This is a genomic window from Nonomuraea mesophila (assembly GCF_004352805.1).
GTDB classification, from domain to species: domain Bacteria; phylum Actinomycetota; class Actinomycetes; order Streptosporangiales; family Streptosporangiaceae; genus Nonomuraea; species Nonomuraea longispora.
Window position 1 is genome coordinate 1 of the sequence record NZ_SMLD01000425.1, and the last position, 312, is coordinate 312.

The following is a 312-nucleotide window of genomic DNA, read 5'->3' on the forward strand; positions in this document are numbered from 1 at the left end:
TGAACCTATTTCAGGCTCACCCGGCTTGGGTGACGCGATGGTTCTGAAGGACGGCGATGGCCTTGCAGAGGTGGCCGGCCTTGGACGGGCTGCAGCGTAGCTTGCGCAAGATTCTCCAGCCTTTGAGCTGGGCGTTTGCGCGTTCGCCGGGGCCGCGGAGCCTGGCGTGGGCGCGGTTGGCGTGCTTCTGGGATTCGGGCTTGTGCTTGCCCTTGTACGGGGTGCGGACCGGGCCTTCGGCTCCCTGATACGCCTTGTCCGCCAGGGTGATGATCCCCGCCTGCTCCAGTGCGCGCAGGATGCCCCAGATGC

1 protein-coding gene is annotated in these 312 nt (G+C 66.3%); it reads right to left on the minus strand.

The window, feature by feature from the left end; translation table 11 throughout:
- Positions 1–16: 16 nt before the first annotated feature.
- On the minus strand, positions 17–312 hold a 296-nt coding region (locus E1295_RS48395; protein WP_166427813.1), incomplete at its 5' end, for a transposase family protein.